Genomic DNA, 25774 nt, shown 5'->3' on the forward strand with positions numbered 1-25774 from the left:
AAGACCGCCAGCTAAGACAACACGGTTTCAGAGAAAGTCGGGTTTGTCTGGCGTCACAGCAGGATTATGAGGGCACTTGCTCCACGGCAGCGGCCCTCAGGCGGACGCCTTTTCTTTCCCTCTGCTTTCAGCAGCGGCGATCAACGCGCCGCCTAAGACCAGAGGGGCGGCCCAAATGAATGCAGTTGAAAGTGGCAGCCGGAAAATGAACAAGTCGGCAATGAGTGGCCAAAGAAGTGCGACATATTCGAACGGGGCCAATCGTGAAGCTTCTGCAAACCGGAACGCCAAAGTCATTGCGATATGGGCAAATCCCCCAAACAGCCCAGCCGCGATGAGGAGCAACATAGTCTCGGCTTCCGGCACGGCCCACCCCCAAGGCACGGTAAGCAGAGCGCCGATCATAGATGCGAGAACAAAATACAGGGCAATCGCACCAGGGTTTTCTGTCTTGTTCAGGTTGCGTACCATGATCAAGGCGAGCGCCGTGAAGGCAGCGGATAACAAGCCTATTGCAAAGCCAATCAATCGCGCGCGGTCCGACACACCGCCTTGCAGCTCTGGCCAAACGAGAACCACAACTCCAAGGAAGCCAAAGGCAAGCCCGCCAACCCGCCAAATCGTCAGACGTTCAGACAAGATGACGACCGCTGCCACGGTCATCAGCACTGGCGCAAGCTGTGCCACCAGTATCGCTTCCGCCAAGTTTAGTCGCGCCACCGCCGCGAAGGACGTGAAGAGCGCCAGAGCGCCAAAAGCCGAACGGATAAAGTGAGCGCCCGGCCGCTTCGTCGCCAGTCCGCTTGGAAACTCTCCCCTGATCCATAAGAACAGCACCAACGGGATAAGAGCGAAAAAGGAACGAAAGAAGACGATTTCGCCCAATGGGACGTCTTCACTCACCGCCTTGACACAGACGAACATGCCTGCCCCCAAAAGGCCCGACAGAATGCGTAAGCCGATCCCGAAGGATGGAAGATCACTGCTACTCATGATTCTCCGCCTGATCCGCCAAGGCATCCCGCAAGGCGTCGCCAACGAGATTGATCGCCAAGACACAGGTCACCACAGCCAAGCCTGGCCAAATCATTTGCAACGGTGTCGACCTCATATGCACGCGCGCATCGAGCAACATCGTGCCCCATTCCGGTGTCGGCGGCTGAACCCCAAACCCGAGAAAGCCAAGGGCAGAGATGCCGAGGATAGCGCGGGCAAACATACCAGTCCAAACCACTGTCAAAGAGGGCAAAAGTGCGGGCAAATAGTGCCAACGCGCAATCGACAGAGACGATAGACCGGCCAGTTGCGCCTGAACCACATAGCCTCGGTTTTGAACGGTCAATCCAATCCCCCGGGCAACGCGCGCGTAGCGCATCCATCCCGTAACGCTCAGCGCGAAGATCAGGCTCCATATCCCGGCTCCCATCAACCCTGCAATGACAACTGCAGCGACCAAATCCGGGAAGGCCAGGAACGTATCTGTTGTGCGCATGACAAGCCAATCAGCGATCTTGCCACCCAATGCTGCGGCAAGCCCGATGATCGTACCGACAACAAGTCCAATCACAGAAACGATAAACGCCAATCCCAGAGACCACTGGGCCCCATGCAGGAGTCGCGACAGGGTGTCTCGACCAATAGCATCTGTCCCGAGCGGGAACTCAGCGCTTGGGGCTGAAAGCCGTGCCGGAATGTTGATTGCGGTCGGGTCGTAAGGGGCAAAGAGCGGCCCAATACCAGCAATGGATAGGAGAACAAGACCAAGGATTATCAAACTACGCATCGCGTCCACCTATCCTCGGGTCGATCAGCCTGTAGATCACATCAATCAGGAGGTTGACGGTCACAAAAAGAACCGCGGTCAGTACAACAACTGCCTGAACCTGTGGGAAATCCCGCGTTTCGATCGCGTTGACCAGAAACGTGCCAAGACCGGGACGACCAAAAATCACTTCGACCATCACGACCCCTTCCAGAAGGAAGGCCAATTCCAATCCGAAGACCGTGATCACTGGTACAGCGGCATGAGGAGCGACGTGATCTCGTCCGATCGCGCGGGCTGAAACGCCACGGCGCTTGAGCGCTGGCAAAAATGGCTGACCACGCGCTTCGAGAATGCCGGATCGGATGATCCGCGTCAGCGACGCCGCCACACCCAGACCCAACGTCATTGCTGGAAGGATTGCATGGGCAGGTGTGCGGGCCCCCATCGCCGGCAGCCAAGCCAAATGGACGGCAAACAAAAGGATCAACAAAAGCCCAAGCCAATAGGCTGGGATCGCCGCCCCCAGCGAGGCAACAGCCACCGCTATACGGTCAATCCACCCACCCGGGTTATTTGCTGCGACCACGGCCAGCGGAATCGATACCACGAGCCCAATGGCAAGCCCGGCAATCGCCAGCGGGAAGGAATGTGCGATCGCTGCTACGAGATCTGGCCCAACCGCCCGCCCGTTCACCACGGAATACCCCAAGTCGAAACGAAGCAGTGGCCCGAGCCAGTCCCAGAATGCGGTCCAGAACCCTCGGGTCAAACCGGCCTCTTCCCGCACTTGGTTGATCACCTCCTCTGTCAGAAGGGCATCAAACCGCGCCATAGCAATGACTTGGGCGGGGTCACCCGGAGCATTCCAGAGGAGACCGAATGTGATGATGGCTGTTCCAGCCAGAACGAAGACGGCTCGCAGGAGCAAGCCCAGAATTCCGGCAATCACGTCGAAACCTCCAAAGCACCGAGTGAAATGGCCGCGTCACGCAACTTCCGGCCGTAATCCGATCCCGGCGCCCGCGCAAAACCGTCAGGTGTCGCCACCTCTTCAATTCGACCAGCCCTCAGAACCGCGATTTCGTCAGAGTGGGCAACGGCATAGCCCAGATCATGCGTGACGATCAAAGCCGCGAAACCCTCTTCACGCTGCAAATCAGCGATAAGCCGAGCGGTGTGCTTTTGCGTGATCGCATCAAGGGCAGAGAGCGGTTCGTCAAACAACACCAGCGGTGACGCCGCAATCAAAGCCCGAAGGATACCAACTCTTTGCGCTTGGCCGGTGGACACCTGCCTCGGACGTCGGTCAAGGATGTCAGGGGCAAGCTCAAGACCATCGCAGAGCCGGTTGATACGCGCTTGTACCGCATCGTACGTCTTCACCGCTAGCGGCTCTAGAACAGAGTGACGCAAAGTGAGCGTCGGATTGAAGGCTGACCTTGGCTCCTGCATTACCAATGCAGGGTGGCAAGCGCGAACCGGCGCATTCGCCCAGGTAACGTCACCCGATTGGGGCTTTAGAAAGCCTAGGATCGTCGCGATAAGCGTCGATTTTCCAGCGCCGCTTTCGCCGACCACAGCCAGTGTCTTCCCCGGCGCTAGCGACAGAGAAACGTCCTCCAAGGTGACCTTAGCTCCCCGCCTGACCGAAACTCTGTCAACCCTCAGCATGGCAGTTCCATCCAATTTCGATGAGCCGCTAGAGCCTTGGCTGGCGCGGTTGCTGGATTGTGCAGAAGGTCATCGGTGGCAGCCCGTTCCACAAGTTGACCGTCATGCATGACCATCAACTTGGACACCCGTCGTGCTGCAAGCCCAAGGTCATGGGTGATCAGCACCATTGCAGTCTGTCGTCCCTGTAGATGGCGCTCGAGCAGATCCATGCTTGACGCAGCGACAATGGGATCAAGTGCCGAAGTCGGCTCATCAAGAACAACAAGCTCCGGCTTTCCGATCAATGCCATGGCAATGACAAAACGCTGCTGCATACCCCGGCTCCAGCCCCAGGGACGCTTCTGCAGATCTCCACCCTCGATCTTCAATGCCGAAAAGATCGAGCCTTTGTCGGCGGCGCCAAGCTCCAACCCTTGTGCCTTCTCCGCCTCACGCCAGTGGAAAGCCATGCTCCGAAGCGGATCCAAGGCTTCATCGGGATTTTGCGGCACAAACGCAACCGCATGACCGCGCTGCCGCAGATCATCCACCAAAGCATGGCCAAGCGTCGACTTCCCAGAGCCAGAAGACCCAACCAAACCAATTCGGTCGCCTGGCTCTATGTCGATTGATGTCGGATGAAGAATGGTCCGGCCTGAGCGCACCGCACTCAGGTCAGAAACTGTGAGGGTCATTCTGTCAACGTCGTCTCATGGGTGACCCAATATGTCTCAGTCGGGTGAACGGCATAACCTTCCAACCCAGGCACCGAAACACTGACCTGACTCACGTGGAAGACAGGGATTAGCACGGCTTCTGCAGCAATGATCTCCTGAACACGGTCGAAGATGCCCTCGCGCTCCGCTTGGTCAAAGGTGGTGCGCCCCGCGGCAAGCAACTGATCAAGCTCTGTGTTGGCGTAGCCGCCAGGGTTTGAGGCGCCTTCTGAAGACAGCAGAGTTTCCAAAACGGCGCCCGGGTCGCCTTGCGGCGTGGTAATCCAGGCCTGCAGGAAGAGATCTGCTTCACCCTCAGCAATTAAGTCGCCACTGGCACCCCATTCGCCGACACGCACATTTGCGGCAACACCAATTGCTTGCAGAAAGGCTTGGGTCAGTTCGGCCGTGGGCGGCAATGCGGCCCGGGAAGAATAGGTCACGATGTCAATTTCAAGTGGCGCGCCATCGAGCATCCAGACACCGCCTTCTTTGACGGCTCCAGCTGCAGCCAGAAGCTCTTCTGCACGCACGGGGTCATAGGTAGGCTCGACATCGGTCGCCCACCCCATTCCGGCGGGGAAAACCGTCCCGGCAGGCTCGCCGCCGACACCAGACAAAACAGCGTCGACCACCCCTTGGCGATCAATTGCCAACGATACAGCTTGGCGGATGAGCGGGTTCGCCATCGGACCAGAACGCGCATTGATCGTGTAGAAGTAGAGCCGTGCCGTCGGGGCCGCAAAACCTTGCGCCCCGGTTTCCACGATCCGGGCGTAGTCAGCTTCGGGATAATTGATCACCAAGTCGATCTCTCCCGCCTCAAAGGCCAATGCTGACGCACTCGGGTCGGGAACGACCACAACCCGGATTTCCGCGAGACCTGGTATCCCCAGTCGGTAGTTGGAATTTGCCTCAACGCGATAAAGCTGCTCAGGGATTGCTTCGCGGAAGATATAGGGGCCAGTTCCATTGATTGGGAAAGCGGCGGAAACCGGACCAACGATCGCGATACCAGGTTCGGACAACGACCACGGAAAAGCCGCGTTTGGGGTATTGGTTTCGAATACAACGACACGTTCCCCCTCAACCTCCATACTGGCCAGATCAAGAAGGTTTGCAATCCGTGCATTATGGCCCGGGTGCCCCTCTTCTGAAATCGGCGCAATCGCGCTTACGACAGCCTCCGCTGTCACAGGTGTGCCATCATGGAACACGAGCCCATCGCGGAGCGTCAGACGCCAGATTGTGGGGGAGGATTGCGCGATGCTCTCGGCAAGCCGGGGGTAGAGGTTCAACTCATAGTCGATCCCCATCAGCGTCTCGGTTACACCGGTCTGGTTCGACATCCAGCCATTGTAGCTTGCGCGGGGATCCGGCACTTCGGCGGTTGGGCCAAAACCAACGGAGATGCTTAGGCTGCCTTCTTGCGCAGCGAGCGGCATGGGGGAGCCAAAGGCCAAGAGCGCGGCACAAGTCAGCCGGGACAAAAGGGACATTGGAATTACCTTTAGGTTAAAGATCGTTTCTGGTGTGTGTTGATGCCTATCGCGACCTACTCGTCACGCGTCGGTGCTGATCAGTGGTTTTGCGTGCCCATCGTCAAAGGAAAAAAGACCTGCCGGTGGGTGACAATCCTCATTCAATTGAAAGGCCTCGAAGCGCGTTTCTGATCGCGCAACATACTGAATTATAGGCTCTCCGCAACATGAATGTTACATGATAACGTTCAAAAGTATGCGCAGGCCGTTGCCGCACTCTGTCACGACCTCTCGATCCTTGGACGAAGGATAGACAACATCGCTCAGCATTTGAGACGACTGTCTCGTCAATGGAGTTGACGCAAGTTGGACCGGTTCATACCGAAGAGATCACTTCTTGTTCCAAGACTTTGACAGATGTCAGCGCTCCGGCAGAGATTGGTCTCTATGACCCGATTGAACTCTTTACCTTCGGCGCAGAGTTCAAGACCGAGAGCAGCCCTTCAGCAGTGCTCGGCAGACTGTCGACCATTGGCACCGACCGTCTCGCGGCGAGACCGCTGGGCGCATCCCATCAAAGACAGACTAGACCTTGCGCAACAGGTAGGTATCCATAATCCAGCCATGCTGAGCCCGCGCTCGTGCGCGGGCCGCGACGATCCGTGGGCCAGCCTCTGCCAATGGACCCGACTCAAGCACCTGTTCCTTCATACCAAGGAACCCGCCCCACCAGATTTGCAGGTCCTCCGGCGGTAGATCTTGGAAACTACAAGCGCCATCTAGCATAACAACAATTGTCTCAGCACCCTCTGGCCAGCCGTGGTCGCGAAGGCGGCGACCGGTGGTGACCGTCACAGCACCGTTCACCGTGTTGAAAGGAATGGCGTGGGCCGCCGTTAGAGCCTGCAGAGACGTGACGCCAGGGACCACACGGAGTGAGGGTTTGGGCGCCAAGCGCGCGGCGATGCGCAGTGTAGAGTCGTAAAGGCTCGGATCCCCCCAAACAAGGAGCGCGACAGGGCCCTTAGGATCGGCGTCTACAATGCTCTCAGACCAGATGCGGGCAATGTCGTCGTGCCAGCGGTCGACACTCTCGGCATAAGGCAGCGTCTCGTCTCGAACCGGCATGTCGAACTCAACAACGTGGGCCGTGCTGCCACTTTCAGCTAGGATGGCGTGGCGGAGCTCAGCGAGATCCGCCTTGTCGGGCCCTTTGCGGGGAACCAGAACCAAGGACGCGTCGCGAAGCGCCGCTTGAGCTTCTCGCGTGACGTGATCCGGGTTGCCGGTCCCGATGCCAATGAGCCAGAGCTCAATCATCGGAATCGCCGTCGGCAAGTGGACCATAGAAGATTAGGGCTGGTTTGTCGCCAATCCTTTGCGCCAGCGTCTCGGCCAATTGGGACACGGTGCTCCGCATGGAGCCTGCCTCCGGTGTGCCCACAGCTTCGGACAGCATCGCAGGTGTGTCGCCGGGCAGCCCATTTGCGATCAACGCTTGGGCCAAAGCCGGGAATGTGCGTTTTCCCATAAAGATAACGGTACAGGCGGTCGGATCGGCGAGAGCATTAAGGTCAAGGTCTTCTGGCAACTTCCCAGAGGAATCATGGCCTGTCACAAACTGCACCCGTCGCGCGGTCAAACGCCGTGTTAGGGGCATGCCTGCCGCAGCAGCGGCCGCAAACGGAGAGGCAACGCCGGGTACGATTTCGAAGGGAATGCTGGCCTCGCGCAAGGCAACCAGCTCCTCCTCCAACCGGCCAAAAAGCCCGCCATCGCCGGATTTCAGGCGGACAATCTGGCCGCCGGTATTCGCATAGTCGACCAGAAGGCGGCTTACGTGATGCTGCCGGGGGGATGGGCGCCCGGCCCGTTTGCCGACCCCAACCAAGTCCGCGCCCGGTTTGGCATGAGACAGGATCGGTCCAGCGGACAAATCGTCGTAAAGGATCGCATCGGCCCGCTTCAACCGATTGACGGCCTTCACGGTCAAAAGCTCCGGATCACCCGGACCAGAGCCAACGAAACTGACGAACCCCGTCACGCGTCCTCTCCAGCGATGAGGTGGAAAAAAGTGCCCGACACGGGACCACGCTTTGATCCGCTTTCGGGGACGGGGTTACCATCCGCATCCGCAACCTTTGCGAGCGGCGCATCCGGTTGTTCGAGAATGGTGGAGTAGTGAAACTCATGCCCGCGCAGCGCGGTGCCCACAGGCAGGCCTGGCATGGGTTGTTCCAACACTGCCCGACGATAGCCAAGATGAAACTTTCGCTTCTCGTAGGAGGTCACGAGCCCGAGAAGGCCAGCCATCCTGTGATGTGTCCCCTCTTTGTCGATGAGAGCCTCACCCAGCGCCATGTAGCCCCCGCATTCCCCATGCACCGGCTTGGTCTCGGCGTGTTTGCGGAGCCCGTCGAGAAACTGCGTGGCGGACGCGAGCTTACCTGCGTGAAGTTCAGGATAACCTCCAGGAAGCCAAACCAGATCGGCATTAGGGTCGGGTGTTTCATCGGCCAGAGGAGAGAAAGGAACGATCTCGGCGCCTCCGGCACGCCAGCCCTCCAACAGGTGCGGGTAGGTAAAGGAAAACGCCGCATCCTGTGCCAGAGCGATGCGTTGTGCGGGTGGCTTTGGGAGATGACCGGCTTGTCCAACTGGCCGGCCTTGAGCAGCAGCGCGGAGGGCGCTCAGATCGACATGCTCCCGCAGAAAGGCCGCATATCCAGCAATGGCGACTTCAAGGTCAGGATGTTCCACTGCTTGAACCAGGCCCAAATGCCGCTCCGGCAAGCTGAGATCGCCGCGTCGCGGCAACGCCCCAAGAACTGACAAACCCGCGCGCTCCATCCCGAGTTTCGTGAGCCGTTCATGGCGCGGGCTGGCGACGCGGTTCAGAATCACGCCTGCGATAGGAAGCTCCGGGTCATATTGCGCGAAGCCAAGGGCGGTTGCTGCAGCCGACTGTGCTTGCCCGCTCACATCCAAAACCAGCACCACAGGCCAACCCATTATCTTCGCAGTTTCGGCGCTGGAGCCAAAGCCAGTGCGCCCGCGCGTGGCGACCCCGTCAAACAGACCCATGGATCCCTCTGCCACACAGATATCAGCATCTGTGGCCTTTGCCGCGATGGCGGCGCGCAAATGGTTGTCCATGGCCCAGGTGTCGAGATTGAAAGAGGCCCGCCCGGTGGCCGCCCGGTGAAACGCGGGATCGATATAGTCTGGCCCGGACTTGAAGGGTTGTACGGCCAGCCCATCGTAGGACAGCGCTCGGAGAAGGCCGAGCATGACAGTTGTCTTGCCCGTGCCTGACGCAGGTGCTGACACCAGCAGACCAGGCGGAGACGCAGTCTCAATCATCATCTTCGCTCCATTCTGCCCAAGGGCTATCCGCCGTTTGTGGGCGATAGCGGCGGTCGTAATCCGCGGCGTAAAGTCGGCTCTCCGCGAAATCGGATTGCCCCAAAGCTGGTCCCACCAGGATTAAGGCCGTGCGCTCAATGCCGTCTGGCAACAAACTACAGATGTTGGCAAGTGTGCCGCGGATGATGCGCTCATCCGGCCAACTGGCACGCCAAATGATCGCAACGGGGCACTCAGGCCCGTAGTGGGGCGTTAGATCCACCATAACCGTCGAAAGGTTCTGAATCGAAAGGTGAATAGCAAGCGTTGAACCCGTTGCGCCAAAGGCGGCGAGCGTTTCGCCATCTGGCATCGACGAAGCGCGACCCGGTGTCCGGGTCAAAACGACAGATTGCGCGACCCCAGGGAGGGTCAATTCGGCGCCAAGTGCTGCCGCGCCAGCCGCGAACGAGGGCACCCCTGGGGTCACAGTATAGGCAATGCCCATTTCAGTGAGCCTGCGCACTTGCTCGCCCATCGCAGACCAAACAGACAGATCCCCCGAGTGGAGCCGCGCGACGTCGAGACCCGCCGCCTCTGCTGCCGAGATTTCGGCCATGATGGCCTCCAGATCAAGCGGCGCGGTATTCACGATGCGCGCGTCTGCAGGGCAATGAGAGAGAACAGCCTGCGGCACCAAGGATCCGGCATAAAGGCACACCGGGCAGCGCGCGATCAGATCCCGCCCCCGGAGCGTCAATAAATCCGGGGCACCTGGACCAGCGCCGATAAAATGCACGGTCATGTTCCATTCCCTTCCGCAAGCGCACAGGTCGCCATACCGTCGCTTGAGATCGCCCTCGGCCCGAGGAGCCGTGCCCCAGCCCCCGCCGCGGCTAGCGCCGCGGCTTCTGCAACACTCCCGGTCCCACGTGCGGCGGCTGACGCCCGCGACTGTGTGAGGGTTTGCTGCTCCACAAGCGCGGCAACACTGATCGAGTGTGTGTCGAGACTTGCAGACGTTGCGAAGGCTTGGAAGACGTCTGTTTGCGCTTTATCCGCTGCAGTCGCAGCGACCAGGGCTCGACCAGGACCGCCAGACCGCGTGAAGGCATCAAGGAGGCTCTCTGGCGCTGCCGCCAAACGAAACCCAAACCCGGCCACGATCATAGCACGACCCGCCATTGCACCACCGGATAGGCCGCTTTCCACCCGCGTTTTATCCCGAGCGCTGCCGCATCAGAAAGCGCAATTCGCATCAAATTGCCGCCCAAACGCTCGGACCACGTGGAAAGCAGCGCCTCGGATTCCAATGTCACGGCATGGGCAACAAGCCGCGTTCCTGGCGAAAGCCGGGTTGTTAGGTCTGTGAGCAGAGCCTCTGAAAGGCCACCGCCGATGAAGACCGCATGCGGCGGCGGCATGCCATCCAGATCTTCCGGTGCGCTGCCTTCGATAACGCGCAAACGATCAACACCCAAACGCTCTGAATTTGCGCGAATACGCGCTGCGCGGTCGAGGCGAGGCTCAATACTCAAAGCTTCGGTGGTGGGATGAGCAAGCAGCCACTCAATCGCAATGGACCCTGAGCCACCGCCAATATCCCATAGTGTTTCAAACGGTTTGGGGGCAAGAGCCGAAAGCGCCAAGGCGCGAATTGGACGTTTGGTGATCTGACCATCGGTCTCAAAAAAGCTGTCGTCGATGCCATGGGTCGCCGAAATCGTGCCTCCGGGCCCTGCGACTGAAACGGCCACCGCAACAGGATGCGCAAAGCTTGTATCCGGCAGAGCCTCGGCCTTTGCCTTGGTGAGACGCTCGCGCGGGCCGCCAAGTGCCTCTAGGATGATCAGATCGCTTGAACCGAACCCCTCTTGGGCGACGTAGCGCGCCAGGCTTGCGACGGCATCGCCATCGCGCAGGAGCAGAATGCACCGCACACCGGGGGCCAAATGCGGCTTAAGGCGCGAAATCGGCACCGCATGGAGCCCAAGGCAAAGCGTTTTTTCCAGCGACCAGCCAAGCCGAGCTGCGGCAAGGGAAAACGTCGAAGGCCCCGGCAACGCCTGCCAGTCATCTGGGTCCAAGTCCTTGGCGATGACAGAACCTGCGCCAAACCAGAACGGATCGCCCGAGGCCAGCACCACGACCTTTCTGTCACACTGGCCGTAAAGCATGGGCAGTCCATCTGCGAAGGGAACGGGCCACTCGATGGTTTCGGCCTGCAGACCGGTTAGCAAATCCAGATGGCGCTTGGCTCCCATCACCACCTCCGCTTGCACGAGTGCATCGCGACTTGCAGTGGGGAGCCCGTCCAGGCCATCTTCGCCCAGGCCCACGATGATGAGCCATGCCTTTTTCGACGGAGCCTCAGCCATGGCGCTTAATCCTTTGATCCTCGGCGGTACCACCGAAGCGACGGCGCTCGCGCGCGCCGTGGCAGAGCGAAACCAGAACGCCACGGTATCCTTTGCGGGACGGGTCGAGCGCCCCCTCCGTCAGCCCTTGCCGCAACGCGTAGGGGGTTTTGGGGGCGTGGCGGGGTTGGTGCAATATCTTCAAGCGCACCAAATTACCCATGTGATCGACGCAACGCACCCGTTTGCGGTGCAGATGAGCCGAAATGCCGTTGTCGCCTGTGCAGAGGCTAGCGTTCCATTGACAGCGCTCACCCGCCCCGCTTGGACGCCCGTCACAGGCGACAATTGGGAGCACGTCCCGGACATCGCAGGCGCTGTTGCTGCGCTGAATAGGCCGAGCAAGCGGGTCATGCTGGCGGTGGGGCGCATGCATCTTGCTGACTTTGCGCCCAATCCCCAGCACAGCTACCTCTTGCGTCTCATCGACCCACCGGCCGAGCCGCTTCCGTTTCCGGATGCCGAAGTGATCTTGGATCGAGGACCCTTCGATGCCGCCTCGGATCAACGGTTGATGCAAAGCCGCGGGATAGAGCTTGTGGTCTCGAAGAACTCCGGCGGGACTGGCGCTTACGCCAAGATCGCTGCGGCACGGTCTCTGGGCGTTTCGGTCTTGATGATCGACCGGCCTTTGCCACCCCCACGGCACGAGGTCCACGACGTTCCAGCGGTGTTCGATTGGCTGGCTCATTCCGGCACTGCCCTTGGGGTGTAGACAATCGGTGCTGCGTCCACGCGCTCAATGATCCGTGTGGCCGACGAGCCAATGAGAACAACGGTGCGCATATCGGCTTGGTTTGGTGACGTGTCTTCCAACCGTACGACGCTCAGCTTCTCTTCCAGTGTCGCGACGGCGCGGGCGAAGATCAACACACGTGAGGGTTCGCAGATCTCTCGCAACAGTTTTAGGGCCTCACTCATGCTTTTTGGGCGCGCTTTTGAGCGGGGGTTGTAAAGGGCGATTGCAAAATCCGCCTCAACCGCGAGGCGTAACCGTTTTTCGATCAATGACCATGGTTTGAGGTTGTTGCTGAGGTTAATGGCGCAAAAGTCATGACCGAGCGGCGCGCCCGCCCTAGCTGCGGCGGCCAGCATCGCGGTAATGCCTGGCAGCACCCGGATATCGACGCTTCGCCACGCTGCCGGACCGGCCTCTACGGCCTCATAAACCGCCGCTGCCATCGCAAAAACACCTGGATCGCCGGAACTGACGACCACCACCCGGCGGCCCTCGAGCGCCATCTCCAAAGCATGACGCGCGCGATCAAGCTCCTCGCGATTGTCGGTCTCATGGCGCATTAAGCCTTGGCGCTTCGGCACGCGCCTTACGTAGGGAATATAGCCCACCACATCGGTTGCGTCGGCCAGCGCAGCCGTCACCTCCGGCGTGACCAAAGTATCGCTTCCGGGGCCGAGCCCCGCTATCACCACCCATCCGGTCAAGGGCGCCGACCCTGTCCATGAACCATTACGATCGAAAAGTACGGCGACGCTTTATCGCCTGCTTCGGCGAGCGGAATAGCCCGTTCTTCCGTCATACTGGCGCACTCGACAAGCCAAGCATGATCGAGCTTGCCTGCTGATGACAGGGCGTGCCGCACCTTTGGCAAATTGCGCCCAACCTTCATCACGACAATTGCATCCGCGTCTTCCATGCGGCGGATCAGGTCGTCTTCTCGCATCGTTCCTAAGAGGACCGTCAGAACATCATCACCCCAAGTGATGGGAACATCGGTGGCCGTCCAAGCAGCAGACATGCCCGTGATAGCCGGAACGACGCGCACGGAGACCTCCTCCTTTAAGCGGATATGGAGGTGCATGAAGGAGCCGTAGAAGAATGGATCCCCCTCGCACAGAACCACAACATCTTCGCCGGATTGTGCGAGGCCCTTCAGGCGCGCGGCAATCTCGGCGTAAAAGCCTGAAAGGCAGGCATTGTAGCTTGGATCGTCGAGCGGAATTTCGGTTGTGACGGGGTATTCCATCGGGATTTCGATGACGTCCTGCCGCAGCATACCCTCAATGATAGATCGGGCGCGTCCTGGGCGGCCAGCTTTGCGGAAAAAGGCCACATGTTTTGCGCCACGCACCAGGCGGTCAGCGCGCACGCTCATCAGGTCGGGATCCCCAGGACCGAGCCCTACGCCCCAGATCGTGCCGGGACTGCGCGTCATTCCGCGCGGCTCGCGATGGCGTTGATGGCGGCGACTGTGATGGCACTCCCACCCAGTCGGCCCTCTACAATGACACATGGTGCCGGTTGTGCCGCCCAAAGCGCCTCTTTTGATTCCGCAGCCCCAACAAAGCCGACCGGGCATCCGATGATGGCCGCGGGCCGCGGGCAATCGGGATCTTCTAGCATCTCCAGGAGGTGAAAAAGCGCGGTCGGTGCGTTGCCGATGGCCACAAGGCTGCCGTCCAGATGCGGACGCCAAAGCTCTAAGGCGGCGGCGGATCGTGTGGTGCCCAGACGCTGTGCCAGGTCAGGAACGTCTGGGTCGTGGAGAGTGCAGAGCACGGGGTTATCCGCCGGCAGGCGCTTTCGTGTGACACCTTCACTAACCATCCGCGCGTCGCAAAGGATCGGGGCTCCGTTTTGCAAAGCGGCCCGCGCGTTGGCGGCCATGCCCGGCGAAAACCGTACATGTGCCTCAAGCCCAACCATCCCCGCGGCGTGGATCATGCGGACCGCGACCTGCTCTTCGTCTGAGCTGAACCGTGCGAGGTCAGCCTCGGCTCGGATCGTCGCAAAGCTCTCGGCATAAATCGCCGCGCCATCTGTCTCGTAGCTGTAAGGCATGGTTATCCGCTGATGATGTCCGCCACCTGCCCAGGAGCGATCCCTCGGCGGATAGGGTCATCCCACGGCGCGCCCTCTCTGACAAGGTCGAAGCCACTTGCCTGCGCAACCAGCGTCACATCGGCAGCCCCACGATGCGCACAGCCCTTCGCGCAGCCGGATACGTGAAGGGTCATGTTGTCTGGGAGGTGGGGCACCAAAACGCGCGCCAGATCCCGTGTCTCGGCGTTGGCCTGGGGGCAGCCCGGCGCGCCGGTACACGCCTGGACCCGGAGCAGTGGGTGCAGCGGATCTGTAATGAGTGTCTCTGAATGGATGGCCTTTGCGCTGTGCAGCCCTGGCAGAAACACCATCCGCCACGGGGTAATGTGCAGGGACACGTCGATCTCAGCGAGCGTTTGGAAGTCGTGCGATGTGAGTTGGCCAAACGCTGCCGCGACAATCAGGCCTTCCGCCCTTGGGCCCGGTTTAGGATCGGGGGCGGCTGCGTTTGGGTAGCTGTCACCGGCAAGCTCTGGCGGGAGGGTGATACCAGACGCCAGATGGCGCACTATCCTGCCTCGGCCGTCCTCCCCAACTCCGCCGGAGGAGATAAACCACCGGGTAAGTTCAAGCGCGCGCTCGGCGGCATCTGCGGCGCTTGCTGCGCGCATGCCTGTCGGTTGCCCGTCGGCGCGAAGGATCAAGTCTCCATTGCAAGCTTCGATGCGGATATCGCCGCTGATACCGGTGAGATGCCGCTCCGGTTCAATATCGATCACAAAGCCGAATTTGGATGGCAACGGCGCAAAGGCCTCGTCCCGAAGCCCCGCCTGAAGCGCGACTGCGATTTGGCTCTGCGCGTCGTCCGGCCTTGCCCCAAAAGGATTAAGAACGAGGTTTCTCCGCGCCTCCAGATTTGGATCGCCATCCAGCAGGCCAAGACGCCAAAGGTCATTCAACAAAGGACCGTGGGACTCGTCTGTGACACCGCGCAGTTGCAGATTGGCGCGGGTCGTAAGGTCAATCAGGCCGTTTCCGTGGATCTCAGCCGCTTGCGCCAAGCCGCGCGCCTGATCCGGTGTCAGCACCCCCAGGTATGGCCGCACCCGCACCACCAATCCATCGCCCGAGGCCATCGGTCGATACGCGCCAGGGCACCACCCCTTAATCGCGGGGGCGCTCACCGGCCGACCTCTAATGGCGCGGCTTTCATTTCGGACAGGATGGAGTTCCGCCTGGATTGCCAAAGGCCTGCTGCGTGAAGCTCTGTAAACCGTGCTCGCATGGCGGCAAGGGCGTCCGGGTTCGCGTCCTGCAAGAACGCTGTCACACCGTCGTCGCCAAGCGTCGCATCCCAAAACTGGTTAAAGAGATGTGGCCCGACAACGCCCGCCAAATGCGCAAAGGCAGCCATGTTTTCGAGGGTTGCTGCGATCTCTGCCGCGCCTCGAAAGCCGTGGCGGCGCATACCTGCAATCCAATCTGCATTGGCAGCGCGGGCTTGGACAACGCGGGCAATTTCTTCTGTGAGTGCGCGTGCGCGCGGAGTTGAGGGATCGGTGTTATCAAAATGGTACAGCTTGGCTGCACCGCCAGCGACCTTTTGGGCCGCGGCAAACCCTGCCTCATGGCTGGCATAATCCTCGGCCAAAAGCAGATCGGTTTCAGGCAGATCCTGCAGATGGACGAAGGCGTCCGCCTGGGCCACGCGGGCCTTTATCCCGCCGACGTCGCGGCTTTGCCGCTCTCCATCCAGCGCCCAGCTGGACGCTGCGATCCAAGCCTCCCCTGCCGCACGGCGACCATCCTCGGTGTAGTCACCAAGTGACGGCCCCATGCCGAGCCCGAAGTCACCAGGCGCAGGTCCGTAGACGCGCGGCTGTTCTTGCCCGACATATGGGTTCCAATCCTCGGCCTCATCCCGCGCGGCCAAAGACCGAACGGCCTGCTGGAAGAGCGCCGATAACGTGGGAAAGACGTCGCGAAACAGCCCCGAGACCCGGAGCGTCACATCAATCCTGGGGCGGTCCAACTCAGCAATGGGCACCACCTCGATGCCAGACACCCGTTCTGATCCTTCGTCCCAAACCGGGCGCGCACCAAGAAGCGCCAGTGCCATGGCAAACTCTTCGCCTGCCGTCCGCATGGTCGCTGAGCCCCAAAGATCGACAATCAAACCACGCGGCCAGTCCCCTTCGTCTTGGAGATGACGTCGGATCAATTCATCCGCAAGCAAGACCCCTTGGCGAAATGCGGCTCGGGTCGGCACGCTGCGCGGATCCGTGGTGAAGAGATTGCGCCCGGTTGGCAGAACGTCTTTACGCCCTCGATAGGGAGAGCCCGATGGACCGGGCTCGATCCGGCGCCCGGCCAGCGCATCTCTGAGCGCACTTTTTTCCGCGTGCGCGGACGCCGCCGTATCAAAAGCATCCCCGCTTTCGCCCGCGCGTCCCCAGATGTGCAAGCCGTCGCCGAATTGGCTCTCTTTCACATCGCAGACAAAGCGGTCGATGCGTGTGACGGCCTCCGCCTCGCAGGAGGTTGACGTGATCCCGAGGTCCGCCTCCACTCCGAGCGCTTGAGCTTCATCGCGAATATCCGCCATGAGCCGGTCACGGCGACGTGGGTCGAGACCATCCGCGTTTGAGAACTCATCGAGGAGCGCCTCAAGTCGCGCCAGTTTCTGTGGTGTTTTTGAGGCTTTGAGCGGCGGCGGGACGTGACCTAGCGTAACCGCCCCGATCCGCCGCTTCGCCTGGGCCGCCTCGCCCGGATCGTTGACAATAAAAGGGTAGATGACGGGTAAATCGCGGATAAGCGCTTCGGGCCAACACGCCTCCGAAAGGGCCACGGCCTTGCCCGGCAGCCACTCCAAAGTCCCATGGGCGCCGATATGGATCAGGGCATCGGCCTGATCGCGCAACCAAAGATAGAAGGCGACATAGGCGTGCCGCGGGACGCGCAAGAGATCATGATAGTCATCATCCCGCGTCTTGGGCGTGCCTCGTTCAGGTTGCAGTGCAATGAGCGCTTTGCCGCGCCGGATGGCGGTGAAGGCAAAACCGTCTGGGGTAGCGTCGGGATCGGCTTCGGCATCACCCCAAACAGAGTGCAGCTCATCTTGGAGAGACACCGGCAGACCAGCAAGAGCTGCGCGATACGCTGCCATGGAACAATTTACGCAGTCTGTTGCGAGGGCCTCATGCAAGGCCTGACCGGCCGGTATATCATGCCCCACCTCCGTCAGATCGGATAGGATCGCCTCAGCAGAGGCCAAGGCATCCAGGCCAACGGCATGGGCCATGTTCCAATCGCGACCAGGATAGGTCGTAAGGACAAGGGCAACGCGTTTTTCCGCCGGTTCAGTCACCGAAAGCCGGTGCCAAGCCGAAACCCGATCGGCAATGGCTTCAATCCGATCCGCCTCAGGCGCGTGAGCGTAGCGGGTGAATTGCAGATCGGTGTCCTGAGCGCCCGGTTCTTTGAAGGAAGCAACGCCAGCAAAGAGGCGGCCATCCACCTCCGGCAGAACCACATGCATCGCGAGATCAGCCGGAGACAAACCGCGTTCGGCCTCGGCCCAAGCGGCTTGAGTTGAGGTCGCGAGCGCCACTTGGAAGACCGGGACGCCGGCAGCATCGAGCGGCGAACGGCCTGCATCGCCACGCCCAGAGAAGGATGTGGCGTTCACAATTGCGACCGGGGTGAGATGGCGGATTTGCCCTTCCAACCATTCCCGCGCACCGGGGGCTTTGAGGGAGGGGGCGAAGAGGCCCAGCGCGCGGAACCCTCGGGCGCGAAGGGCGGAAAAAAGAGCCTCAACCGGCGCAAGATCGGCGGCCACGAGGTACGAACGATAGAAAACGACGAGCACCAGAGGAGCGGTGTCGTCAAATTTCGCCGGTGCCGGGCAGGACACGCCACCCTCTGGCGTCCAGGCCCCAACCTGCGGGAGGGTTTTCGCACCTCGCACTGGCCCGGCATAGAGCCCCGCGGCGATTGCCATCTGCGCCAGGGCCGCTTGCGCTGCCACCGCGCCACCCATGACGCAGAGATGGGCAAGGCGCTTGAGGGTTGAGGCGGGCACGGTCGAGACCGCGTCAAGCCGCGGATCCGGGCGGCCATCCGCAGGCAAAACGGCCAGCGCGATGCCGTTCTCCCGTGCCAACGCCCCGATCTGCTGCAGCCCATAGGGCCAGTAGGGCACGCCACCAATAAGGCGGATCAAGATGCCTTTCGCTCCGGCCAACGTCTGGTCCACGTAGGTATCGACGGAAAGCGGGTGTTTGAGCGCGGCGATATTTGCCAGCCGCAAAGTGGGCAACCCTCCACTCTGCCCGCCCCCTTGATGCCAACCGGCCGCAAACGCCCCGAGGTCACTGTCGGAAAAGGACAGAACAACCAGATCCGCGGGCGATTGCCCCAGATCGGTTGGCGTCTCGGTTTCCTCCAGCCCATGGCTTTCGCGAAAGATGATGTGCATGCGGGCGGGCCTCGCGTTACTCTGCTGCTTGCGCGTTGGGAGCCAGAATACCCTGGATCGCTGTGGCGTCGATATCGTGGCTTTCGGCGATCACAACAAGGCGCCCGCGCCGCCCCTCTTCCGCAGACCACGGACGGTCATATTGGTGCCTGACCCGCGCGCCCACGGCCTGCACAAGCAACCGCATGGGCTTGCCGGTGACGGCTGCATAGCCCTTAACACGTAGAATGCTGTGCTCGGACGCAAGGGTTTCGATGCGCGCCACGAGGGCAGCTGGATCATCGACCTCAGGGATATCCATCACAATGCTGTTGAACGCATCATGGCCATGGTCGTGGTGATGATGATGGTGGTGATCATCATGGTGATGATGGTCTTCGTGATGGCTGGATCGGGCGTCGATGTCATCCTCGGCCGCAGCCTCAAGCCCCAAGATCACCCACGGATCAATGGCCCCTTCGGCCACCTCAATCGTCGGCAAGGGACGAGGCGCTTTGGCATCCACGGTCGCCTTTGCCTTCGCCACACCCTCTGGGCCAGCGAGGTCGGGCTTGGTGAGCAGGATGATGTCTGCGCAGGAGATCTGATCTTCAAAAAGCTCCGAAAGGGGCGTTTCGTGATCGAGACTGTCATCAGCAAGGCGCTGCGCATCCACGGCAGCCACATTGGACGCAAACCGACCTGAGGCGACGGCCTCGGCATCCGCGAGCGCGATGACACCATCGACCGTGATCTTTGAGCGGATATCCGGCCAGTCAAACGCTTTCAGGAGCGGCTTAGGCAGTGCCAGACCACTGGTTTCGATGACGATATGATCGGGCTTGGGCTCAAGTGCCATGAGAGCTTCAATCGTCGGAATAAAATCATCCGCCACGGTGCAGCAAATGCAGCCATTGGCCAGTTCCATGATGTTTTCCGCTGGGCAATCTGGAATAGCACAGCTTTTGAGAATTTCGCCGTCAACACCGACATCGCCAAATTCATTCACCACCACAGCCAGACGCTTGCCGCCCGGGTTTTGCATGAGCTGCGAGATGAGGGTCGTTTTTCCCGACCCAAGAAAGCCGGTAACAACGGTGACAGGGGTCTTTTCTAGGCTGGCCATGTCAAAACTCTCCAAGGCGAGGGACAGGTAGGGTAAGCGGTGGAATGCGCGCGATGCAGTTCTTTCGCAAGTGAAGAGGCCGCTCGCGCCAAGGGATGAGACCATCACTGGTCAACGCATACCTCTGCGCGCCTTCCTGTAGGATCGGAACGTCAGTGTCGGGATCAAAGCGGCCGTAAACGTAGGTCCAACGTCCTGGTCCACGCATCGCAACGCTGCAGCCCTGCTCGCAGTTCTGCAAACACTCGACGGGCGTGATCGTGACACCGTCCAAGCCCCCTGCCGCCAGGCGCTCGTACAATACTGTTCCGGGGCGCGTGCCGTCCTCGGCAACCTCCTCGCCAAAACGGCATTTGGTGCACACCAAGAGCTCTACCGGCTCGGACGCTTGCATCGCGCGCTCTCCATCCAGTTCGGTCGAAGCGCAGAGCGGAAGGGCGGTCTCGGTCCGCCTGTCCGACTCCGGGGCACCCCGCCCGGGTTTCATCGTCGCGCTGGCAGGTCTCCCGGCTTGCGGATAACAGGGATCCTCAAACTTTGAGGAAGTCCCTTTCGGTCACCCGGCCTTCCCGATCCGCATTCTGCGGTCAGTGGCCATGGGCGCCCTCTCCGGTCACGGTCGCGGGGGCGGCTGCGGTTCGACCCAGATGTTTGGATCTCGCGCATTCCCTTTTCACCTGTTACCACAGGCACCAGCCTGACCAGATGCTCAGACCCGCCGCCCCTTGTCAAGTTTGAAGGAACTCATCGCATGGATGACGTCACCCAGCGCCACAATGAAAAGATGAAGCGCATCAAGGCCGCGCGGGATGAAATGATGAAAACGAAGACCGAAGAAAAGGGTCTGATCATCGTCCATACAGGCCCTGGCAAAGGGAAATCGTCGTCGGGGTTTGGCATGATCATGCGCTGTATTGCGCACGGCATGCCCTGTGCCGTGGTACAGTTCATCAAGGGCAATTGGGACACGGGCGAGAAAACGTTCTTGCGCGAACGGCACGCTGAGGAGTGCCGTTTCTTTGTGTCCGGCGAAGGGTTTACATGGGAAACCCAAGACCGCGAACGGGACATTACGGCAGCCGAGAATGGATGGCGAATCGCGAAGGAGCAGATCCTCGATCCCGAGATCCAATTTGTCCTGCTAGATGAGATCAACATCGCCCTGCGTTACGATTATCTTGACATCGACGAGGTGGTCGCATTTTTGCTGTCTGAAAAGCCTCCCATGACCCATGTCTGCTTGACAGGTCGGAACGCAAAGCCAGAACTTATCGAAGCAGCCGACTTGGTGACGGAGATGGCGCTTTCTAAGCATCCGTTCAAAGAGGGTGTGAAGGCACAAAAGGGAGTTGAGTTCTGATGAACGCCCCTGCGCGTCGCCCTCCTGCAAGTCCATGCGTGAGCGTGTGCATCATCGATGAAGGCCGAGGGCTTTGCACGGGCTGTGGGCGCACGGTGGACGAAATCGCGGATTGAGGCAGCGCCAGCGACGCGTTTCGGGATGCGGTTTGGGCCGCGTTGCCAGCCCGTGCTAAGGCGATGGACCTTGGTGTGAGGCCCCTCGATTGGCAAGGTGACGGGCTGCTAGACGAAGTTGAGACGCTGTTTGGAGATGCCGCAGGTGCGTTTGTCGTCGGCGTTTATGGGGCGGTCGCTGAGGTGTTCCGCGAGGACGGCGAAGCATTCGAAGCATCCCGCAATGGCGCTGCTCTGACCCTGAAGACAGACCGATCGGCACTTCGCCTCGTTGCTGCATCTTACCTCGCCGCTTTCGAGATTGCGCGCCCAGAACAAGCTCCAATGATCGCCTCGGCCGTTCCGATGGGGCGCGTGAAAGGTCAGGCCCCAGGGGAACTGACGGATCTGGGTTCAGACAGCGAGAGCCTCCTTGGCAGAGACGTTGGCGGGCGGCGTTTTGATTTGGGCCTCGGACGCCGCGCGGCGCGCTTCACAATCCCCTGTAGCGAAGATTTGGCACAAAGCATCGAGCCCCATGTCGGGACCCCGTGGCCCACATGTCCCCGCAAAGTCAGAATGTCCGTCTTGGCGGAAAGCCCGGTCCGCTTGGTTGAGGCGCCCTGCGTAAGGGCCGAGGTGGACGCAGTTATTCCTCCGCCCGGCGGCACATCCCCGGCGGGCTCGCACACGCACCTGTTGCCTGACCACATCGCCCATGGGTTTGACACGCCTCCGACAATCCCACTGCCCGAGGGCTATGTCCTTTCCGCATTGTTTTACCCGACATAGCGACAGCTTATTCGGGAGACCGCTGGTCATTCTCCAAAACTAGGCCCGCCGAGGGTCGGACACCCCTTTGCGGAGGCCAAAACTCCGCGTTTGGTTTGACGTGCGACGCGCTGGCTCAAAGCCGCGTGTTCAGTGCCGGCTCGCACGCTCATGATTGTAGCCGCGGAAACCTGCGACAGACGCAACCTATCGTCGGCCCCCTTGAGAGGTCGGCAAGCGAGACGTGAGGTTGAGGTGGCATAGCCGTGCCCGAAGAGACCCAGAATAACTAAGACCCCAAGCAACTACTTCATGGTTTATCGGCAGTGCCCCTCAGTCGCGCAAAAGTGGAAAACGACGAATTGACAAACGGCGACCCATTGATCATGCAAGTGGGCGATGGTTCTCGACGGCATTCGCCTTAGAGACGAAGAGGGAATGTGGTGCGGTGTCGATCTTGGCGCCAAGTCCACAACTGCCCCCGCAACTGTAAGCGGTGAGCGACGCCCAATTGCCACTGGTCCGAAACCGGACTGGGAAGGTGGGAAAAGCCACGACCCGCAAGTCAGGAGACCTGCCATCGCTGCTTAATCACACCGGGACGGGGTGTCCTGGGAGGAGGCTGAATGGCGACTGCTTGGGTGCATCTTGTACCAGAACTCTTCCGTGCAAGATCCAGGGCCAGCTTGGGATCATCGGACGTATCGCCTTTGAAAGCCGTAGCCTTGAGCGTGCCAAAGGGATGCGAAGGGTGAGCGGGTCACCAGTCCTGGCCGTTGACGGCGTCGAATACGTCGCGCAAGCCAACAAACAGCTGCTGCATCCTGTGAGTTTCACATTGGACAAAGGCAGTATCCTCGCCATTGCCGGGCCAAACGGGGCAGGCAAATCCACCCTCTTGAACCTGCTGTCCGGGCTGGAACCTCTCGCAACCGGCAAGGTCATCTTGGAGGGCAAGGATTTCGGCTCCATGTCTGCCGCGGAGCGGGCCAAACGCATTGCCGTGGTGAGCCAACACGGAAATCCCGACGGGCGCCTCAAGCTCCGCGATTATGTGGCCTTGGGGCAAATGCCGATTTGGTCCGATCGCTCCGAGCCCGAGCACGCTGCCCATTTGGATCAAGTTTTGAATTTTACGCGTCTGACTGACCTGGCGGAGAGCCCGATGGCGCATCTATCAGGTGGCGAACGCCAACGCGCTCATATCGCTCGCGCCTTCGCGCAGAGGCCCCATCTCCTCTTTTTGGACGAGCCGACAAATCACCTCGATCCCGATGCCAAAGGGCGGATGCTGTCCCTGATTGCGTCTCTTGGTGTGACCGTGGTCATGATTGTCCATGACCTCGTCATGATCCCCGAATTCGCAACCCATGTCGCTTTGATGAAAGCCGCGCGCCTGACGCATTTCGGCCCTGTGGCAGACGTCCTGACGCCCGCAAACGTGCAGGACACGTTCGGCGTCGAATACCTCGAATTTTCCCATGATGGCCGCGTCATCGCCGCCCTCGATATCCGCAAAACTGAACTTGAAGCCCCCACTCAACAGGAGAAACTGACATGAAAACCCTTGCATCCACAGCCGTGGTGCTCAGCCTGAGTGCTGTGCCTGCGTTTGCGCAGGGCGTCACCGTCGACAATTGTGGTGAACCGCTCACCTTCGAGGCGCCCCCAGAGCGTATCGTCGTCCATGATATCAACATGACGGAAATGGCCTTTGCGCTTGGCCTGCAAGACCGCATGGTTGGCGTGACAGGCATCACGGGCTGGTACAAAACCACCGAGAGCTTTGATGAACAACGCGGTGATATTCCGGAACTGGCCGAGCGTATGCCAACGGTTGAAAACCTTGTGTCAGTGGACCCTGACATGTTCTTTGCCGGCTGGTATTACGGAATGCAGCCCGGCGGTGAGGTAACGCCTGACACGCTCGCCCCCTTCGGCATCCAAACACTTGTCCTGTCCGAAAGCTGCGTCCACCTTCATGATGACCGCCCCGAGGCCAGCATGGACCTTCTTTTCGGCGACATGCTTCGTCTTGGTCAGATCATGGGTGTGGAAGATCGCGCCGAGACCCTCATTGCCGAATGGCGTGAACAACTGGCAGGCATTGAAGCTCTGACCGAAGGTGTGGAGCGCCCGCGCGTCTTCCTTCTTGATGGTCCGGCCGATGCCCCCTTCACCTCCGGCCGCTTTGCGATCGTCGATGCGATGATTTCGGCTGCCGGTGGCGCCAGCGTCACGCATGACATGGACACAAGCTGGGGCCGATCTTCCTGGGAGGCCGTGGCCGTGTCCAACCCAGAATTCCTCGTCTTGCTCGACTACGCCGAAGGCCAAAGTGCAGCTGACACCTTTGCCTATTTGCAAGAGCATCCCGTCATGCAATTCACCGATGCCGTCCAAAACGAGCGTTGGGTCGGATTGGCCTATGAAGAGCTTACACCCGGACCCGCCAATATCGATGCCATCGAGACCATGGCACGCGCGATGCACCCGGATCTCTTCTAAGTGCGTCATTTCGGCGTTTTAACAGTTACGGGGGTGGCCGCGTTGGCCACCCTCATTGTGTTGTCCATTGTCGTGGGCAGCACATCAATCCCGTTGGCAGAGGTTGGCACCGCCATCGCAATGGGCCTCGGCTTGATCGACAGTGACCCGACACCAATGAGCCGGATCATCCTTGATCTGCGCCTACCACGGGCCTTGTTCGCGGCCATCATCGGGGCGGGCCTCGGCATTGTTGGCGTGTTGTTGCAGACGACCACCCGCAACGACCTCGCGGACCCGTTCCTTTTTGGGCTGTCCTCAGGTGCCGCGGCAGGTGCGGTCTTTGTGATCACGGTCACCGGCGACATCCTCGAGATCTGGACGCTGCCCATTGCGGCCTTCAGCGGCGGCATTATTGCGTCTGCTGTTGTGCTCACGCTGGTCCAGGTTCTGCGCAACAGCGCGCCCGAGAAGCTAATCCTGGCCGGTCTGGCTGTGTCGTTTCTCTTCTCAGCCATCACCAACTTCCTGATTTTCTTCGGTGACAGCCGCGCCGTGCATTCCGTCGTCTTCTGGATGCTCGGAGGCCTTGGTCTAGCGCGGTGGAGCAGTTTGCCCATCGTTTTGGGCAGCCTCGTCGTCATCTTTGCCTTCGCGCTCTACAACAACCGGCGGCTCGATGCGCTTCTTACCGGGGACACAACGGCCTTGAGCCTCGGGGTTCCTGTTGGACGCCTGCGTATGCTTGTCTTCTTTGTCTCCGCCCTGGCCACAGCCGCTTTTGTCTCCGTCGCCGGCGTGATCGGCTTTATTGGCCTGATGGTCCCTCATTTGGCGCGCGGTTTGGTTGGCCCATTGCACTTTGCGCTTCTACCTGCCGCAGCGATTTGCGGAGCTCTGTTGCTCACAGCATCAGACATTCTGGCCCGCGTCTTGCTCGCCCCCCAGGACCTGCCGGTCGGCATTGTGACGACATCGCTTGGAGCCGTTTTTGTCTTCGCCCTGCTGATTTACGGCCGGCGGATGCGGCGTTGAATGCGCAAGTTAGTGCATCAGGATTGGATGGACGACCGAGCTGGCAGCCAGCTTCTTTAGGGAACCTCGAGGACACTCGGCTGAGCGTCCAGATCAAACTCATAAAACAGCTGCGCTGCGGCTGTTTGCGTGCCCATCATCGCTCAATCCTCCCGATCTCGATAAATCAAGTGAATCAAACGACTTGCCGCGATGCAACACTGAGTTTTTCCACACCATGGGCGTATTTCGTTGAAAAACTCGAGCTTGATCGGGAGGTAAGTCGCTGATTCAATTCTT

General features: G+C 60.2%; 26 protein-coding genes and 2 riboswitches. Of the genes, 7 read left to right on the plus strand and 19 right to left on the minus strand.

Annotated elements, in window-relative coordinates; genetic code table 11:
• Positions 1–96: 96 nt before the first annotated feature.
• The 12 genes from GTF44_RS18190 to cbiE form a co-directional block, all read right to left on the minus strand.
• The gene (locus tag GTF44_RS18190; RefSeq protein ID WP_171562277.1) at positions 97–993 is read right to left on the minus strand and encodes a DMT family transporter; all 897 of its coding nucleotides are present in this window, start codon (positions 991–993) and stop codon (positions 97–99) included.
• A complete protein-coding gene (locus GTF44_RS18195; RefSeq protein WP_171562278.1) occupies positions 986–1783 on the minus strand; it encodes an ABC transporter permease in 798 nt (265 codons plus the stop codon). The genes GTF44_RS18190 and GTF44_RS18195 overlap by 8 nt, the downstream gene beginning before the upstream one ends.
• Complete coding sequence (locus tag GTF44_RS18200; protein WP_171562279.1) at positions 1776–2714, minus strand: ABC transporter permease subunit; 939 nt, start codon at positions 2712–2714, stop codon at positions 1776–1778. The genes GTF44_RS18195 and GTF44_RS18200 overlap by 8 nt, the downstream gene beginning before the upstream one ends.
• A complete protein-coding gene (locus tag GTF44_RS18205; protein ID WP_253261340.1) occupies positions 2711–3388 on the minus strand; it encodes an ABC transporter ATP-binding protein in 678 nt (225 codons plus the stop codon). The genes GTF44_RS18200 and GTF44_RS18205 overlap by 4 nt, the downstream gene beginning before the upstream one ends.
• 41 nt (positions 3389–3429) lie before the next feature.
• The gene (locus GTF44_RS18210; RefSeq protein WP_171562281.1) at positions 3430–4113 is read right to left on the minus strand and encodes an ATP-binding cassette domain-containing protein; all 684 of its coding nucleotides are present in this window, start codon (positions 4111–4113) and stop codon (positions 3430–3432) included.
• Complete coding sequence (locus GTF44_RS18215) at positions 4110–5633, minus strand: ABC transporter substrate-binding protein (protein ID WP_171562282.1); 1524 nt, start codon at positions 5631–5633, stop codon at positions 4110–4112. Before GTF44_RS18215 ends, GTF44_RS18210 begins: the two co-directional genes overlap by 4 nt.
• Positions 5634–6200: 567 nt before the next feature.
• A complete protein-coding gene (gene cobF, locus GTF44_RS18220; RefSeq protein ID WP_171562283.1) occupies positions 6201–6935 on the minus strand; it encodes a precorrin-6A synthase (deacetylating) in 735 nt (244 codons plus the stop codon).
• Positions 6928–7659: a uroporphyrinogen-III C-methyltransferase gene (gene cobA / locus GTF44_RS18225; RefSeq protein ID WP_171562284.1), complete on the minus strand. Its 732-nt coding sequence runs from the start codon at positions 7657–7659 to the stop codon at positions 6928–6930. Before cobA ends, cobF begins: the two co-directional genes overlap by 8 nt.
• Entirely contained in the window at positions 7656–8978 is a 1323-nt protein-coding gene (locus tag GTF44_RS18230) for a cobyrinate a,c-diamide synthase (RefSeq protein ID WP_171562314.1), read from the minus strand. Before GTF44_RS18230 ends, cobA begins: the two co-directional genes overlap by 4 nt.
• Positions 8971–9765 carry a precorrin-4 C(11)-methyltransferase gene (gene cobM / locus GTF44_RS18235; protein ID WP_171562286.1) on the minus strand — a complete coding sequence of 265 codons (795 nt, stop codon included), beginning with the start codon at positions 9763–9765 and terminating at the stop codon, positions 8971–8973. The genes GTF44_RS18230 and cobM overlap by 8 nt, the downstream gene beginning before the upstream one ends.
• Positions 9762–10130, minus strand: coding sequence for a cobalamin biosynthesis protein (locus GTF44_RS18240; protein ID WP_171562316.1), 369 nt, complete (start codon positions 10128–10130; stop codon positions 9762–9764). Before GTF44_RS18240 ends, cobM begins: the two co-directional genes overlap by 4 nt.
• Positions 10127–11338, minus strand: coding sequence for a precorrin-6y C5,15-methyltransferase (decarboxylating) subunit CbiE (gene cbiE / locus GTF44_RS18245; RefSeq protein ID WP_171562289.1), 1212 nt, complete (start codon positions 11336–11338; stop codon positions 10127–10129). The genes GTF44_RS18240 and cbiE overlap by 4 nt, the downstream gene beginning before the upstream one ends.
• Between cbiE and GTF44_RS18250 the strand changes: the two genes are divergently transcribed.
• On the plus strand, positions 11337–12092 hold the full coding sequence (locus GTF44_RS18250) for a cobalt-precorrin-6A reductase (RefSeq protein ID WP_171562291.1): 756 nt from the start codon (positions 11337–11339) through the stop codon (positions 12090–12092). The two genes, cbiE and GTF44_RS18250, sit on opposite strands and share 2 nt — an antisense overlap.
• Here the strand turns inward: GTF44_RS18250 and cobJ are convergent.
• The 7 genes from cobJ to GTF44_RS18285 all read right to left on the minus strand — a co-directional run bounded on the left by cobJ (position 12065) and on the right by GTF44_RS18285 (position 20234).
• Entirely contained in the window at positions 12065–12820 is a 756-nt protein-coding gene (gene cobJ / locus GTF44_RS18255; protein WP_171562293.1) for a precorrin-3B C(17)-methyltransferase, read from the minus strand. The genes GTF44_RS18250 and cobJ overlap by 28 nt on opposite strands.
• The gene (locus tag GTF44_RS18260) at positions 12817–13551 is read right to left on the minus strand and encodes a precorrin-2 C(20)-methyltransferase (RefSeq protein WP_171562295.1); all 735 of its coding nucleotides are present in this window, start codon (positions 13549–13551) and stop codon (positions 12817–12819) included. The genes cobJ and GTF44_RS18260 overlap by 4 nt, the downstream gene beginning before the upstream one ends.
• Complete coding sequence (locus tag GTF44_RS18265; RefSeq protein WP_171562296.1) at positions 13548–14177, minus strand: precorrin-8X methylmutase; 630 nt, start codon at positions 14175–14177, stop codon at positions 13548–13550. The genes GTF44_RS18260 and GTF44_RS18265 overlap by 4 nt, the downstream gene beginning before the upstream one ends.
• A 2-nt stretch (positions 14178–14179) precedes the next feature.
• Complete coding sequence (cobG, locus tag GTF44_RS18270) at positions 14180–15343, minus strand: precorrin-3B synthase (protein WP_171562297.1); 1164 nt, start codon at positions 15341–15343, stop codon at positions 14180–14182.
• Positions 15340–18642, minus strand: coding sequence for a cobaltochelatase subunit CobN (cobN, locus tag GTF44_RS18275; RefSeq protein ID WP_171562298.1), 3303 nt, complete (start codon positions 18640–18642; stop codon positions 15340–15342). The genes cobG and cobN overlap by 4 nt, the downstream gene beginning before the upstream one ends.
• Before the next feature lie 16 nt (positions 18643–18658).
• Positions 18659–19747 carry a cobalamin biosynthesis protein CobW gene (cobW, locus tag GTF44_RS18280; protein WP_171562299.1) on the minus strand — a complete coding sequence of 363 codons (1089 nt, stop codon included), beginning with the start codon at positions 19745–19747 and terminating at the stop codon, positions 18659–18661.
• A 1-nt stretch (position 19748) separates the two neighbouring features.
• Positions 19749–20234, minus strand: a complete 486-nt coding sequence (locus GTF44_RS18285; RefSeq protein WP_367383416.1) for a DUF1636 family protein — start codon at positions 20232–20234, stop codon at positions 19749–19751.
• Positions 20226–20459: riboswitch (cobalamin riboswitch) on the minus strand. Its footprint overlaps the gene before it by 9 nt.
• Positions 20460–20498: 39 nt before the next feature.
• Here GTF44_RS18285 and cobO point away from each other — a divergent pair.
• From cobO to GTF44_RS18315, 6 genes are all read left to right on the plus strand, one after another.
• Positions 20499–21107 carry a cob(I)yrinic acid a,c-diamide adenosyltransferase gene (cobO, locus tag GTF44_RS18290; RefSeq protein ID WP_171562300.1) on the plus strand — a complete coding sequence of 203 codons (609 nt, stop codon included), beginning with the start codon at positions 20499–20501 and terminating at the stop codon, positions 21105–21107.
• A complete protein-coding gene (locus GTF44_RS18295; protein WP_171562301.1) occupies positions 21107–21223 on the plus strand; it encodes a DUF1289 domain-containing protein in 117 nt (38 codons plus the stop codon). The genes cobO and GTF44_RS18295 overlap by 1 nt, the downstream gene beginning before the upstream one ends.
• A gap of 75 nt (positions 21224–21298) precedes the next feature.
• On the plus strand, positions 21299–21994 hold the full coding sequence (locus tag GTF44_RS18300; protein WP_171562303.1) for a hypothetical protein: 696 nt from the start codon (positions 21299–21301) through the stop codon (positions 21992–21994).
• 362 nt (positions 21995–22356) lie between these two features.
• Positions 22357–22570, plus strand: a riboswitch (cobalamin riboswitch).
• Positions 22571–22724: 154 nt separating this feature from the next.
• The gene (locus GTF44_RS18305) at positions 22725–23534 is read left to right on the plus strand and encodes an ABC transporter ATP-binding protein (RefSeq protein WP_367383417.1); all 810 of its coding nucleotides are present in this window, start codon (positions 22725–22727) and stop codon (positions 23532–23534) included.
• Entirely contained in the window at positions 23531–24481 is a 951-nt protein-coding gene (locus tag GTF44_RS18310) for an ABC transporter substrate-binding protein (RefSeq protein WP_171562307.1), read from the plus strand. The genes GTF44_RS18305 and GTF44_RS18310 overlap by 4 nt, the downstream gene beginning before the upstream one ends.
• 33 nt (positions 24482–24514) lie before the next feature.
• A complete protein-coding gene (locus GTF44_RS18315) occupies positions 24515–25495 on the plus strand; it encodes a FecCD family ABC transporter permease (protein ID WP_367383418.1) in 981 nt (326 codons plus the stop codon).
• The last annotated feature ends 279 nt before the right edge of the window (positions 25496–25774 follow it).

Origin of the sequence: Roseobacter sp. HKCCD6576-2, assembly GCF_013179285.1 — a bacterium.
GTDB classification, from domain to species: domain Bacteria; phylum Pseudomonadota; class Alphaproteobacteria; order Rhodobacterales; family Rhodobacteraceae; genus Rhodophyticola; species Rhodophyticola oceani.

Excerpts from the sequence above, each read along its gene's own strand:
- GTF44_RS18210 (WP_171562281.1), bottom strand. The coding sequence starts at position 4,113 with ATGACCCTCACAGTTTCTGACCTGAGTGCGGTGCGCTCAGGCCGGACC.
- GTF44_RS18260 (WP_171562295.1), bottom strand. The coding sequence starts at position 13,551 with ATGACGCGCAGTCCCGGCACGATCTGGGGCGTAGGGCTCGGTCCTGGG.
- cbiE (WP_171562289.1), bottom strand. The coding sequence starts at position 11,338 with ATGGCTGAGGCTCCGTCGAAAAAGGCATGGCTCATCATCGTGGGCCTG.
- GTF44_RS18230 (WP_171562314.1), bottom strand. The coding sequence starts at position 8,978 with ATGATTGAGACTGCGTCTCCGCCTGGTCTGCTGGTGTCAGCACCTGCG.
- GTF44_RS18310 (WP_171562307.1), top strand. The coding sequence starts at position 23,531 with ATGAAAACCCTTGCATCCACAGCCGTGGTGCTCAGCCTGAGTGCTGTG.
- GTF44_RS18240 (WP_171562316.1), bottom strand. The coding sequence starts at position 10,130 with ATGATCGTGGCCGGGTTTGGGTTTCGTTTGGCGGCAGCGCCAGAGAGC.
- cobM (WP_171562286.1), bottom strand. The coding sequence starts at position 9,765 with ATGACCGTGCATTTTATCGGCGCTGGTCCAGGTGCCCCGGATTTATTG.
- GTF44_RS18265 (WP_171562296.1), bottom strand. The coding sequence starts at position 14,177 with ATGCCTTACAGCTACGAGACAGATGGCGCGGCGATTTATGCCGAGAGC.
- GTF44_RS18250 (WP_171562291.1), top strand. The coding sequence starts at position 11,337 with ATGGCGCTTAATCCTTTGATCCTCGGCGGTACCACCGAAGCGACGGCG.
- GTF44_RS18190 (WP_171562277.1), bottom strand. The coding sequence starts at position 993 with ATGAGTAGCAGTGATCTTCCATCCTTCGGGATCGGCTTACGCATTCTG.
- GTF44_RS18295 (WP_171562301.1), top strand. The coding sequence starts at position 21,107 with ATGAACGCCCCTGCGCGTCGCCCTCCTGCAAGTCCATGCGTGAGCGTG.
- cobO (WP_171562300.1), top strand. The coding sequence starts at position 20,499 with ATGGATGACGTCACCCAGCGCCACAATGAAAAGATGAAGCGCATCAAG.
- GTF44_RS18195 (WP_171562278.1), bottom strand. The coding sequence starts at position 1,783 with ATGCGTAGTTTGATAATCCTTGGTCTTGTTCTCCTATCCATTGCTGGT.
- cobN (WP_171562298.1), bottom strand. The coding sequence starts at position 18,642 with ATGCACATCATCTTTCGCGAAAGCCATGGGCTGGAGGAAACCGAGACG.
- cobF (WP_171562283.1), bottom strand. The coding sequence starts at position 6,935 with ATGATTGAGCTCTGGCTCATTGGCATCGGGACCGGCAACCCGGATCAC.
- cobW (WP_171562299.1), bottom strand. The coding sequence starts at position 19,747 with ATGGCCAGCCTAGAAAAGACCCCTGTCACCGTTGTTACCGGCTTTCTT.
- GTF44_RS18215 (WP_171562282.1), bottom strand. The coding sequence starts at position 5,633 with ATGTCCCTTTTGTCCCGGCTGACTTGTGCCGCGCTCTTGGCCTTTGGC.
- GTF44_RS18285 (WP_367383416.1), bottom strand. The coding sequence starts at position 20,234 with ATGAAACCCGGGCGGGGTGCCCCGGAGTCGGACAGGCGGACCGAGACC.